The sequence below is a fragment of the Amycolatopsis sp. NPDC041971 genome (assembly GCF_055588925.1).
In genome coordinates this window covers 137,437-149,689 of record NZ_JBVJCE010000022.1, presented here as the reverse complement: position 1 = coordinate 149,689, position 12,253 = coordinate 137,437, and the positions used below count along the sequence as shown (strand labels likewise).

Genomic DNA, 12,253 nt, shown 5'->3' with positions numbered 1-12,253 from the left:
AGCTCGTCATGTCGTGGCTCGTCCTGATCGTTTCGGGTGTACTGGAAGCCGTGTGGGCCACCGCCCTCGGCAAATCCGAAGGGTTGTCCCGGCCGATACCGTCGGTGATCTTCGGCGTCACGCTGGTGGCGAGCATGGTGGGTCTCGCTTACGCGATGAAGGACCTCCCCGTCGGCACCGCCTACGCGGTCTGGGTCGGGATCGGGGCTTCGCTCACCGTCGCCTACGGCATGTGGTCGGGCGCGGAAACCGCTTCGGTGGCCAAAATCCTGCTGATCGTGGGGATCGTGGCCTGCGTGGTGGGCCTGAAGGTCCTGCATTGAGCCCCGGGCAAAAGGGACCGCCCCCGACGCACGGACGACGTCGGGGGCGGTCGGGTCCGGGCGCACCCCTGCGTGTGGCCCGGACGGCTAGGCGGTCAGGCGCGTGCCCAAAGCGCCGGGACGTTCGGCGGCTCCCAACCTGCCTGTGCGGTGTGACCCTGGAGGGCCCGGTACGACGCACCGCCGTAAGTCACCGTCGCGCCGACGGCGTAAGTGGTGCCGGCCGCCCAGGTTCCGCCGGGCGGGTTGTTCGACGTCGTGGTGGTCGGCGTCGTGCTGGACGGCGGGTTCGATCCCGAGGTCACCAGGCGCAGGTTGTAGACGCTCAGGATCTCCGAGATCGGCTGGAAGTAGAACGTGCCGCCCGAGCTGCAGTTGCCGGAACCGCCGGAGGTGACGCCCTGCGCCTGGTCGCCCGCGAGCCACGAGCCGCCGGAGTCGCCCGGTTCCGCGCAGGCGCTGGTCCGGGTGAGACCGGAAACGGTGCCCTGTGGGTAGTTCACCGAGGCGTTCTTCTGCTGGATGGTGCCGCAGCGCCAGCCCGTCGTGGAACCGGAACGGCAGACCGACGCGCCGACCGCGGCCTCCTGCGAGCCCGCCACCGGCACGGTACCCGGGTAGCGGTTCACCAGCGGACGCGGGGTGTTGCCCGCGTCCACGCGGACCCACCCGTAGTCGTTGCCGGGGAAGCTGGAGCCCGCGACGCTCCCGCTCGGGTTCGAGGTCCGCGTACCGGTGGTGCCGCAGTGCCCGGCGGTCACGAAGCCACCCTCGACCGAGAAACCGATCGAGCACCGGCCCGAACCGAAGGTGTAGGCGTTGCCGCCGATGACGTCGATCAGCGGAACGGGGCTTTCGGTGCTGGTCTCGACCCGCACCGCGTCGGCACGCACGCCGGACGCGGTCGCCCACGACTTCGCGGCGGTTTCGGTGCCCGCGTTGGCCAGGACGACGATCGAGTTCGTGACGGCGTCGACGTACCAACCGGGCACGCTCTTCGGCGCGCTGGTTCCCTTGGCGTCCAACGACAGCTTCGCCGCGTCGAGCTGGGCGGCACTCCGCGTGACGGTTTTCGGGGTCGCGCCCGCGGCACGCACTGTGCCCTCCAACGCCGCGTCGGTGACCGCGACGGTCAGCGTGGTCCCGGTCGCGTCCAGCCACGATCCGGCGTAGGACGAGCCGAGCCGGGTCTTGAGGTCGCTGTCGGCGCGGGCCGCCTTCTGCTCGCCGTCGAGGCGGGTCCTTGCCTGATCCGGGCTGATCTTCAGGTCGCGCGACAAGGCGGCGACGATCTCCGACTGGACCTGGTCGGGGGAGGTCTGGCCGGCGCTGGCGTTCGGTGTCAGCGCGACGGCCGTGACCAGGCCCGCGCCGGTAAGTGCCGCCGCGGCGGCCGCTACGATCTTTCGGTTCATTTCAGGCGTTTCCTCACCGACGTTCCGGAAGAAGATCTCGTCCCAGACCGTACGAGGCACCTGCCGCAAAAGGTACATACCATTTAGGTCATATCCACCTCAGTGGACTGGACCTTTCAACGACTTCCGCGCAGGTCAGCGCACCGCTGCGTCCGTGTAGTCGACGCCGTAACCCGGGTTCAACTCCAGGTACTTCGAGTAGGTCGGCCGCCGGTCGATCAGCTCGCCGTACACCGCGCGGGACAGGGCGATCATCTCCGCGGCGAAGGGGCCCATCTCCCCTCGCTCCGACCAGCCGACGAGATTCCGCCAGCTCAGCGGGTTCCCCGCGATCGGGACCGCGACGATCCCCGGGATCTCGTGGAACAGCGGCTGACACAGAACCACCGCGTGTCCCGACTCGACCATCTCGATACAGGTCAGCACGTCGGTCTCGTACAACGAACGCGGTGTGAACCCCGACCGCGCGCACGCGGAGGCGAAACAGTCGCCGAAGCATCCGTCACCCGGCGTCGCGCACCACCGTTCTTCCGCGAGCGCGCCGAGTTCCACCTCGTTCCGCTGTGCGCGTTCGTCCCGCGCCGACATCAGCACGAACACCGGATGATGCGCGAGCGTCCGCCAGCGGAGACCGGGCTCCGGCGGCGGCGCGGCGTCACCGCAGACGCCGACGAAGCTGAAGTCCAGCGCGCCCTCGGCGGTCATGTCCGCGAGTTTGTTGGACGACCACGACGTATGCGTGGCGACGTGGATGTCGGGATGGGTGGTGCCGAGGCGCTGCAGGAGCGCCCCCAGCATCGGGCCCGTCGCCGAGCCGAGCCGCAGGGTCACCGGCTCACCGGTCCCGGCTTGCTGAGCGAGGCGGGCCGCCTCGTCGTGCAGGGATGACACGGCGGGGAGCACCATCTTGGCCCGCTCGAGGACCAGGAGACCGAGCGCGGTCGGCCGGGTGCCCGTGTGATCGCGCAGGAAGAGCTTCCCGCCGAGTGTCCGCTCGATGCGCTTCAGTTGTGCTGTCAGTGCAGGCTGCGCCATTCCGAGCGTGTTCGCCGCCTTGGTGATACTCCCGAGTTCGGCGATCGCGCACATGATGCGCAGGTGGCGCAGTTCCAGCTCCATCCCTCTACGTTAGTAGACATAACTGGACTGGACCAGACAAACAAGTGGGCCAAATGGCTTCGTATCGGTTGGTTCCCGGGATGCCATCGATGTCAGCAATCCCGGACATGGCGGGCGACCGGCCGTTATCGTCACCATGGGCGACGGGGTCCGGTGGCGGACGAGCACGTCTTCCGTGGCGGTAACGGTTCGGAAACCGCCGCCGGACGATCATCCTCAGGGCCGCCGTCAAAGGACAACGACAAGAAACACACGGTCAGCGTCGAGAAGATCAGCGGTATCAAAGAACGTTCCGCCGACAAGGTGGACATGAACACCTTCACTTGCGGCAGCATGAACTCCAAGCAAGTGAAAGAACTCGAAGCGGCCCTCAGGAAGGCGCTGAGTGCCCGGCACCGGAGCCGCTGGGGCGATGATGCAGGCGATCAGCGGCACCATCGTCCAGCCGATGCCCGGCAGCACCAGCGGGCCGACGCCCATGACGATCAGGATCGTCGGCGGCAGCGCGATCAGCAGCAGCCGCACCGCGGCTTTGGCGTCATGACCGAGATAACCGCCCTTGACCGCGGTGGCGTCCACGAACAACAGCAGCGCGAGGATCAGTTCCGCCGCGTTGAGGGCGATCTCGGTGTCGAGCCCGTTGCCGAGATCGTTGCGGGTGCTGAACCCGATCGCCAGCCCGGCCGCGACCATCACCATCGGGCGCGGCGGTCCACAAAGGAACGTCGATCACACCACCGCGCCGTTGTCTTCGCGCGACCGTGTCCGCGACGCCTTCCTCACGGGAAGTCCGGCCCCGGGCCATCGTTTGTCGAGCAGGATCGCGACGGGACCGGCGGTGGCCACTGTGGACACTGTGCCGGCGACGAGACCGAGCAGGAGGGCGAGGGCGAAGTCGGCCAGCGACCCGTCTCCGAGGAACAGCAGCGCCCCGAGGACGAACAGCACCCCGATCCCGGTGTTGATCGTCCGGGGCAACGTCTGGAGCACCGCCGTGCCGACGACGCGGGCGAACGGCTTCTCGCGGTGTCGCCCGCGCACTTCCCGGACCCGGTCGAAGACCACCACCGAATCGTTGACCGAGTACCCGATCACCGTCAGCAGCGCGGCGAGAAAGACGCCGTCCATGGATTTACCCAGCCAGGCGAAGATCCCGAGGATGATCAGGACGTCCTGGGCGAGCGCTGCCACCGTGGCCACACCGAGCCGCCAGTCGAACCGCGCCGCCAGGTAGATCAGCTGCGCGAGCACCGCGAGGCAGAGCGCGATCACCGCCTTGGTGCGTAGTTCGGCACCGAGGCTCGGGCCTATCTGCTCGTCGCGGATCTCGGTGGCGTCACCCGCGACCGACGCGACGGCGGTCCTGATCCGTTCGGTGGCGTCTTCGTCGATCGGTTCGGTGCGGACCGAGATGTCCTTCTCACCGGACATCTGCACGACGGCGCGGGAAAATCCGGCGTCGGAGACCGCGTCCCGCACCCGTTCGACGTCGGCGGGCGCCGAAGTGCTGTATTCGACGACCCTGCCGCCGGTGAACTCGACGCCGAGGTTCGGTCCGGCCACGAAAAGCCCGGCGATCGCGGCGATGACGACCGCTCCCGCCACCATCAGCCAGCGCCGCGGTTCGACGAGGAACCCGGGGTCGCGGCGGTTCACCCACTGGCGGACCCGGCCCTCGTGAGCGAGCCCGGAAAGCCGTGGCCCGCGCGCGACCACGCCCCGCATCGTCAGGTGCAGCAGCAAACGGGTGAGCACGAGCGAGATGAACAACGCGACGACGACGCCGATGGACAAGGTCACCCCGAACCCGCGCACCGGGCCGGAAGCCAGCCAGAACAGCAGGCCCGCGGCGAGCAGCGTCGTCACGTTCGAATCGACGATCGCCGACAACGCCCCGCTGAACCCGCGGCTGACCGACCGTGGCAGTGAACCGCCTTGTTTGACCGAGTGTTCCTCTCTCGCCCTTTCGAAGACGAGCACGGTGGCGTCGACGGCCATGCCGATCGCCAGGACGAATCCGGCGAGCCCCGGCAAGGTCAGCGTCGCGCCGACGGCGAGCAGCGCGGCGTAGGACACGGCGGCGTACGCCACCAGCGCGCCCACGGCGATCAGCCCGGCCAGGCGATACACCGCGAGCAGGAACAGCGCGGTCAGCGCCAGGCCGATCACGGCGGCACGCGCGCCGGCGTCGATGGCGGCGGCACCGAGCGTGGGACCGACGGTGCGCTGCTCGATGATCTCGACCGGTGTCGGCAGCGCGCCGGCGTTGATCAGCAGCGCCAGATCCTTCGCTTCGGCCGGGGAGAACCGCCCGGTGATCTGTGTGTTCCCGCCGACGATCCCGACCCCGCAGGCAACCTGCGGGCTCACCTGCGGCGACGAGATCACCTTGTCGTCGAGCGCGATCGCCACCCGCCGGGCCGGGTCACCGGGCGGCGAACAGGCGGCCTGCCCGGTCAGCCGCTCCCAGGCACGGCCGGCATCGCCTTTGAAACCGACGGAAACGAGCCAGCCGCCGCCCTGCGAATCGATCGACGAGAGCGCCTCGTCGACACCTTCGCCGGTCAGCGCGGCGGGCCCGAGCGTGATCGGCCGGCCGCTCTCGTCGGGAAGGACCCGCGAGTCACCGGAGGCGGCGCCGAGCACGGGGTGGAAGGACAGTTGCGCGGTGCGGCCGATCACCTCGACGGCTTCGCGCGGATCACGGACGCCGGGCAGTTCGACGATGATCCGGTCGTCCCCCGAGCGGGCCAGCATGGGCTCGGCGACGCCCAGCGCGTCGACCCGGCGGCGCAGCACCTCGAGCGTCCGGTCGGTGGTCTCCGCGTTGGCGGTGACGGTGGGCGAATCCTTGGTCTCCAGCACGATCTGCGTCCCACCACGCAGATCGAGGCCCAGCCGTGGGGCGGTGGTCAGCAACAGGTACACGGTCGCGGCGAGGACGACCAGCGAGACGACGGCTCGCCCGGTCATGCCTCGCCGCGCGGTTTCGCGCGGCACGAAGGTTTCTCCTCGATGATTTCCCGGTTCGGGCACGTGGAAGACGCGCCCGTGAGCTTCAGACGGCTACCGGGAAAGGAGGAGCGCGATCCCCCGACGCGAGGCGGTTCGCCGTGCGCGAGGGAGGAATGACGTCGTCGTGGAGACCGCCGAGGCGAAGCAACGTCCTCGACGCGGGCCCGTGCGGGACGGTCCCGAAGAGCGGCAAGTCACCGTGACCGTGCACACCCAAGAGCGAAGGTTCGGCGGCGAGCCTGCCCGCGGCGCGTACCGGCGCCACGGCCTTGGAGACCGAGGAGTCGACCGTCGCGTTCGCCCCGCGCGACTCGTCCGCCGAAGCGGAATCGGCCGCATGGAGCGCGAGGAACAGGCCGAGCGCGGTCAGCACGGCGGCGAGCAGCGCCGGCACGGCCTGGCCGGCCGTCCGGTACCTCCGGCTCTCCAGACTCTGCGCTGTCATCGACACTCCCGGGTCCTCGCCGACACCCTACTTGGCTCCGGCCCGCCGCCGCAGGATCGGAACGCCGTCGCCGCGGAGTTCGGCGAGATAGGCCACCCGTCCGGTCATGGCCATGATCAACGCCAGGGTCGAGCCCGAGACGAGCGGCCCGGATCCGACGGCGAAGGGGCCATCAGTGGCTTGCAACCGCAGCCCGCCGATGCGCCCCTTCGCCATCACCACCAGGTCCGCGCCCTGGTAGTACCCGGCCAGCGCGGTGAGGACGGCGATCGGATAGTCGCGCCGGATGCCGAGTGGGCGGCGGATGTCCTCGGCGTGCACGATCGCCTCACCGAGCATCGCCAACTTCGGCAGGGGTGGTTTCGTCGTACTGGCGACGACCCGCCGGAACCGTTCCAGCGTCTCGGCGCCGTCCTCCCCCAGCTGCTCGGCCAGCCGCATGGCGACCTGCTTGTCGAAGTCCCAGCGGCAGCGGATCACGCCTGCCAGCCAACGCGACGGTGTGAGACTCGCTCCCGCGGTGAGGTGCGCGAGCACCTCGCGCACCGTCAGGCCGGCGCACAGCGACGGCGTCCCCCACCGCTCCTCGCCGAGCTCCGCGAGGTCGTTCGCCAGCGCCGCTCGTTCGGTGTGGATCAGCGGCCAGACCTCGGTCTTCGCACCTGAATCCGTCATCCGGAGTCCTTCCAGTCGTCGTTGTCCGGAGGTGAGACTCCCGCCGCGGCCAGGATTCATCGGTCTTCGCTACTTTGGAGGCGAATTCTTTCGTGGACGAGAAGGGGGACCGATGATCCAGCGCTGGAATCCGGAGACCGTGGCGGCGCCGATCGGCCCGTACAGCCATCTGGTCCGCGTTCCCGCCGATCACGAACTCGTCGTCGTATCCGGCCAACTCGGCGTACTGCCCGACGGCGAGGTCGCCGGGCCCGACGCGGAGTCCCAGACCCGCGCGGTCCTCGCCAACCTCGAACGACTGCTCGAAGCCGCGGGCGCCGGACCGGAACACCTGGTCAAGGTGTTCAGCATGCTTTCCGGCACCGAACACCTCGGCGGTTTCCGCACGGCACTGCGCGAGACCTTCACCCGCTGGTACCCGGAAGCGGACTGGCCCGCCCAGTCGCTGATCGTGGTGGCGGCGCTGGCACGCCCGGACCTCGTCGTCGAGGTCGAAGCGCTGATCGCGGTGCCCGGACGCTGAGGACAGGCCGAGCCCCGGCGAGGAGCAACAGGTGGCGTTTTCGCGCGAAAACTGCCATCGTCGAACGCGTGATCGATCTTCCTTACAGTGGCTCCGGTCCTTATTGCTATGCCCATTCCCTCGCGATGCTGATGGGCTCCGAGGCGCCGGGCATCGACGTGCTCGAAACCGTCACCGGCAGCCCGTTCGGCATGCAGCTGGTCGGCGGAACGCTGCCGTTTTTCGACGCCTTCGGCTGGGATCCCGACCTCGGCATCGGCGAGGCCCTCGACGCCCTCGGCTGGAGCGCGGAAACCGTCAGCGAACCGGATCCGGACGCCGCCTTCGCGCGGCTCCTCGAAAGCCTCGCCGTCGGCCCGGTCCTGGTCGGCCCGGTCGAGATGGGGCATCTGCGTCACCAGCCGGGGATGACCGGCCCGATCGGCGCCGACCACTTCCTGGTCGTGCTCGCCGCGGACGGCGAGTCCGTCACCGCCCACGACCCGCAGGGACACCCGTACGCGCGGATCCCGCGACGGGATTTCGCCGCCGCTTGGCTCGCCGAAACCGTCGCCTACGGCAAACCGCATACGATGCGCACGAATTTCGTCCGGCACACCGTCGTCGACGACGAAGCCGCGATCGTCGCGTCGCTCCCCCGGGCCATCAGGCGGCTCGGCGGCGAGAACGACGGCGGTCTTCCGCCCGGCAGTCTCGGCAACGGCGAAGCGGCACTCGCCTTGGCCGCCCGGATCGACGCCGGCTGCGACCCGGACCTGCGCGGGCTGCTCGTCCACTTCGCGATCCGTGTCGGCGCCCGGCGGCAGGCCGACGCGGCGGCGTGCCTGCGCAGGATCGGCCGCGAAGACGCCGCCGTCGTCCTCGCCGCGCAGTCGCGACTGGTCGGCTCGTTGCAGTACGACCTCGTCACCGAGGACGACGCGCGCGCCGCCGAGACACTCCGGAGGCTCGCGCCGACCTATGAGGAACTCCGGCCGGCGCTGACGTCATCCTGACGATCACCCCGGGTTCGGTCTTCGGCATGACCGGCCGCGGTCGAGTGGGGAGGAATCGCGACGACTCGACGTCCCGATTCCTTCACCGACAGCCCTCAAGCCGATCCTCGGTCAGCACGGTCCGCGACGGGAGCCCCAATTTGCGCAGCGCCCGTCCGATGTGGATTTCGACCGTCCGCGGCGATAGGAACAGCCGTTCGCCGATCTCCCGGTTCGTGAGGTTCCGGGCGGCGAGCCGGGCGACCTCGAGCTCCCTCGGCGACAACGCTTCGCCGTAACCTTTGCGGCCGCGCCGGGGCATCTCCGGATCACAGCGTCGCAGTGACCGGCGGCAGCGGAGGGCGTCCACAGCGGCGCCGAGACTCGCGTACGCCGTCTCCGCGGTGGTGAAGGAAGCGACGGCACGCGCCACGTCCCCCGCTTCGGCGAAGCATCCGGCCGCGAGTTCGTCGGCGTAGGCGGCGAAATACGGGAGAGGCAGGGCGTAGTACGCCTGTGCGGCACCGAGCAACAGATCACCGGCGGGCAGCGTCTCGCCACGTGCCTGGGTGAGCAGCCCCCGGCACAGCAACGCCGACGCGTTCGCGACCGGGGCGTCCTTGCCGTCGATGCCCTGCCGGTACTCGCCGAGCAGCTTTCTCGCCTCGACGTGCTGCCCCAGCCCGAGCATGGTGCGCACGGCGAACGGCAACAGCTCGGCCGCCCAGACCCAATTGTTCTTGCGGCGCACGGTTTCCAGACCGTACTCGGCCAGACGCAGGGCCGCCTGCAGGTCCTTGCCCCCCTGATGGACCGCGACGCGACCGGCATAGGCCGAAGCCTGCACCGGGACGCTGCCCGCGGAAAGCGCGAACGCCGCGTCGAAACTGCGCAGAGCCGCCGCCGGCCGGTGCTGCCCGTACTCGTACCAGCCGAGCACGAGCAGCGGCTCGGCGGCCAGCGAACTGTCCTTGTCGACCCGCGTCAGCATGGCCCGCGCCTTCTCCGCGACGCACGCCCACTCCCCCATCGCGAGGTCCAGGCGCAGCTCCGTGCCGTCGGCCAGCGCGTCGAGATAGGGCTGGTGGTCGTCGCGGATCAGCCGCCGCGCGGTCGCGAGGTAGGCCCGCGCGACGGGGTAATGCCCGTTCCACGCCACCGCGTCGGCCAGATTGATGTAGGTGCGGGCCACCTGACGGCAGACCTCGGCCGACTCCGGCACGGGTGGCAGATCGGCGATGTCCTGCCACACGCCCGGATCGGCGATCTGCATCCGCGCCGAAAGCCGGTTGGCGGCGATAGCGGCGAGCACACCCGCGTCGTGTTCTCCCTTGCTCACCTGTTCGGCCTCGTCGAGCCAGCGGAGGTTCTCCTCCACCGGAACGGTCCCGATATGCGGCAGCGCCAGGGTGACCAATCCTCTGGCGAGCAGCGCCTGCCGCCTGCCGAGGTCGGCCGCGCCCAGTTCGATCTCGAGCCTGCCCGCGTCGACCTTGCCCACCTGATTGATCAGCACCTGTCCGAGATGGACCCGGATCTCGCCCCGCGCGGCCTTGCTCAGCGGCCATTCGCGCAGGATCTCCCGCAGCAGCCGGACCGTGCCCGCGTGGGCGATGCTGCGCGGAAGTTCCCTGCCGAGCCGAACGGCGAACGACTCGCGTGCGGCCCGCGGCAACTCCGCGTCCCGCAAGGCCGCTTCGAGCAGACGGCCCGCTTCCTCGGTCCGGCCGTCTTCGATGGCGTTGTCGACCGCGACGCCGGTCCACTGTGTCCACCCGGCAAGATCTCCCGCCAGCCGTGCGTGGCGGGCGATGAGCGACGCGATGGGTTCGTCGTCCGCGGTGAGCCGGGCGGCGGCGCGTCCGTGCATCGCGCACCGCTGAGGCCCGGGCAGCAACGCGTAGACCGCTTCACCGATCAGCGGACTTCCCGAGACGTACCGGCCGCGGCCGAGATCACGCAACAGTCCCGTTTCCACGGCTTCGGTGACCGCGCCGGAGATCTCCGCGGACGACGACGACGCGACCGCGCCCAGTTTTGGTTCCCCGGCGGGCGACCCCAGCACCGCGGCCGCGCGGACGACGTCCCGCGCGTCGGGGCCGATCGCCGCCATCAGTCCGGCGACCCGGCTGCGCACGACCGGCGGCACGGTCGCCGAAAGCGCCTCGGCCGTGTCACCGGCGCTTGGGACCAGAGCCGTCAGATCGACGGCGATCCCGGACGTCCGCCGGTGAGCCGCCTCGGCGAAATCCGGCGCACAGCGGCCGAAAGACGCGTCCAGCAGGGTCCGCACCTGGACGGCGCTGAACGTCCGAAGTGACAGCTGCGCGGCGGTTCCGGGCAGGGGCGGGAATCGCCGCGGTCCACACGACACCGCGCTGACCACCACGCTCAGCGACGCCGCCGGGGACGCCGCGAGCCCGCGCAGGAACTCCCACGTGTCGTCGTCGGCGGCGTGGACGTCGTCGAGTACCAGAACCGCCGGACCGCAGCCTGCCAGTACTTCGCGCACGGCCCGGAACTCCTGCTGCCGGACGGTGCCGTCGTCCGCGTTCTCGGGGAACGGCGGCAGCCACGACGACCATTCGGGGAGCAGCCGCCGCAGGACGCCGGTCACCGGGGAGAACCCCGCCGCGTGGGCGGCGGCCACGTCGCCGCTCCCCAGCAACGCGTCGACCAAGGGCGCCAGCCGGCACGGCCGGGCGAAGGGAACACACCGGGTGGACCAGACCACTCGCGACGCGATCCCGGGATGGGCGACCAGTTCTTCGAGCAGACGGCTCCGGCCCACACCCGGTGCACCCTCGACGACGGCGACCGACGGCGGGCGTGAGGCGACGCGCACCAGTTCGGCCAATTCGGTGTCGCGGGCCACGAACACCGATGCCGCACCGCTCGTCGGCATGCTCGGGACGATACCGACCGGACACCCGCCGAAAGGCGGGAACACGAACAGTGACCACGGCCCGCACGCTTTTCGCTGGTCCACCCCACCGGAGTCACGACCCTTCCGCGTCGTTGACTCGATCGGGCGACGTCGACCCTCAGTGGCACGGTCCGCGCAGCGGTAATACGGACCCTTAGGTATTGCCGTGACCCTTGCCACGGGTCCCACCAGAGGGTGAATCTCAACCTGTTCGCAGTGCCCCTCAGTCACTTCGTCACAGCGCAAGTCCCCTGCTCGCGCCGGTCGGTCACCCAGTCGGGTAGCCGAAGTCCCCACCTGTTCCGTCGGGTAGCCGCCCGCGCGTGGGTCGCGTTCGACCATCCAGTTAGGAGTGTTCCGACGGTGAAGACCTCATTCAGGCGCGGGCTGGCCACGGCCTGCGCCGGTGTCGCCGCGATGGTCGCCCTTCAGGCGCCCGCCGCCGCGGCGCCCGTCATCACGGCCGCCACCACGATCCCGATCAAGATGCAGGCACAGGAGAAGAGCAACTGGTGCTGGGACGCCAGCGGCAACACCATCGCCGCCTGGTGGGGGCACAGCCTGACCCAGACGAAGTTCTGCCAGATCGCGCACAACGAGTCCGGTATGGACTGCGCGAACAACCAGGGCTACCTCAGCGACCAGCAGCGCGTGTTCCGCTGGCTCGGGTTCAGCGACATCGGCAGTTACAGCTCTTCCGGCCAGACGTTGAGCTTCGCCTCCATCAAGGGCCAGGTCGACGCGGGGGGGGGGGGGGGGGGGAGGGGGGGGGGGGGGGGGGGGGGGGGAGGGGGGGGGGGGGGGTTGTTTTGGGGGGAGCACAAAAAGGGGGAGGAAG

The 12,253-nt window shown here is 69.9% G+C and carries 11 protein-coding genes; 4 read left to right on the top strand and 7 right to left on the bottom strand.

Translation table 11 applies throughout. The annotated features are described in order from the left end of the window. Positions 1-8 precede the first annotated feature (8 nt). The gene (locus ACZ6DT_RS34435) at positions 9-323 is read left to right on the top strand and encodes a DMT family transporter (protein ID WP_465603163.1); all 315 of its coding nucleotides are present in this window, start codon (positions 9-11) and stop codon (positions 321-323) included. A gap of 95 nt (positions 324-418) precedes the next feature. Here the strand turns inward: ACZ6DT_RS34435 and ACZ6DT_RS34430 are convergent, their stop codons facing one another. From ACZ6DT_RS34430 to ACZ6DT_RS34405, 6 genes are all read right to left on the bottom strand, one after another. Continuing rightward, a complete protein-coding gene (locus ACZ6DT_RS34430; protein ID WP_465603110.1) occupies positions 419-1,738 on the bottom strand; it encodes an alpha-lytic protease prodomain-containing protein in 1,320 nt (439 codons plus the stop codon). A 135-nt stretch (positions 1,739-1,873) separates the two neighbouring features. Beyond that, a complete protein-coding gene (locus ACZ6DT_RS34425) occupies positions 1,874-2,857 on the bottom strand; it encodes a LysR family transcriptional regulator (protein WP_465603109.1) in 984 nt (327 codons plus the stop codon). A gap of 228 nt (positions 2,858-3,085) precedes the next feature. Then, positions 3,086-3,556 carry a hypothetical protein gene (locus tag ACZ6DT_RS34420; RefSeq protein WP_465603107.1) on the bottom strand — a complete coding sequence of 157 codons (471 nt, stop codon included), beginning with the start codon at positions 3,554-3,556 and terminating at the stop codon, positions 3,086-3,088. A 30-nt stretch (positions 3,557-3,586) separates the two neighbouring features. Then, entirely contained in the window at positions 3,587-5,857 is a 2,271-nt protein-coding gene (gene secD / locus ACZ6DT_RS34415; RefSeq protein ID WP_465603105.1) for a protein translocase subunit SecD, read from the bottom strand. A gap of 58 nt (positions 5,858-5,915) precedes the next feature. Continuing rightward, a complete protein-coding gene (locus ACZ6DT_RS34410) occupies positions 5,916-6,317 on the bottom strand; it encodes a hypothetical protein (RefSeq protein ID WP_465603103.1) in 402 nt (133 codons plus the stop codon). A 27-nt stretch (positions 6,318-6,344) separates the two neighbouring features. Then, entirely contained in the window at positions 6,345-6,992 is a 648-nt protein-coding gene (locus ACZ6DT_RS34405) for a maleylpyruvate isomerase family mycothiol-dependent enzyme (protein ID WP_465603102.1), read from the bottom strand. Between the two features lie 112 nt (positions 6,993-7,104). Here ACZ6DT_RS34405 and ACZ6DT_RS34400 point away from each other — a divergent pair, with 112 nt between their 5' ends. After that, a complete protein-coding gene (locus ACZ6DT_RS34400; RefSeq protein WP_465603101.1) occupies positions 7,105-7,515 on the top strand; it encodes a RidA family protein in 411 nt (136 codons plus the stop codon). 68 nt (positions 7,516-7,583) lie between these two features. After that, positions 7,584-8,510, top strand: coding sequence for a hypothetical protein (locus tag ACZ6DT_RS34395; RefSeq protein ID WP_465603100.1), 927 nt, complete (start codon positions 7,584-7,586; stop codon positions 8,508-8,510). Between the two features lie 82 nt (positions 8,511-8,592). On the opposite strand, the gene ACZ6DT_RS34390 is transcribed toward ACZ6DT_RS34395, so the two are convergent. After that, positions 8,593-11,394 carry an AAA family ATPase gene (locus tag ACZ6DT_RS34390; RefSeq protein WP_465603098.1) on the bottom strand — a complete coding sequence of 934 codons (2,802 nt, stop codon included), beginning with the start codon at positions 11,392-11,394 and terminating at the stop codon, positions 8,593-8,595. 384 nt (positions 11,395-11,778) lie between these two features. Here ACZ6DT_RS34390 and ACZ6DT_RS34385 point away from each other — a divergent pair. Beyond that, a partial coding sequence (locus tag ACZ6DT_RS34385; protein WP_465603096.1) for a papain-like cysteine protease family protein occupies positions 11,779-12,253 on the top strand: 475 nt, incomplete at its 3' end.